The sequence below is a fragment of the Bacillus sp. SIMBA_005 genome, from assembly GCF_046535585.1.
Lineage (GTDB): Bacteria > Bacillota > Bacilli > Bacillales > Bacillaceae > Bacillus > Bacillus pumilus.
In genome coordinates this window covers 1-267 of record NZ_JAWRWI010000507.1, presented here as the reverse complement: position 1 = coordinate 267, position 267 = coordinate 1, and the positions used below count along the sequence as shown (strand labels likewise).

Sequence of the window (267 nt, the reverse complement as noted above, 5' to 3'; positions counted from 1 at the left end):
ACGGCCGCTACCGGCTGACCCCGATGTCGGCGGGGTCGCGCGTCACGGCCCGCGTTCGCCGGAGCGCTGCAAGGCCGCATCCGGCGGCACCGGCAGTTCGATGGTGCAGGCGTAGCGGCCGTCGCTCCACCCGTAGCGCATGCGCGCGCGCGGGCCGAACGCGAAGCCGAGCCGCTGCGCGATGCTGCGCTGCGCGTGGCCGGCGCCCTGCGCCGGGGCGGTGTCGGGAGCCAGCGACGGATTGGACACGCCGATGGCGAGCACGCC

1 protein-coding gene is annotated in these 267 nt (G+C 76.8%); it reads right to left on the bottom strand.

Going from position 1 to position 267, the window contains the following annotated elements; genetic code table 11:
- Positions 1 to 42: 42 nt before the first annotated feature.
- A partial coding sequence (locus SB660_RS21090; RefSeq protein WP_410584332.1) for a hypothetical protein occupies positions 43 to 267 on the bottom strand: 225 nt, incomplete at its 5' end.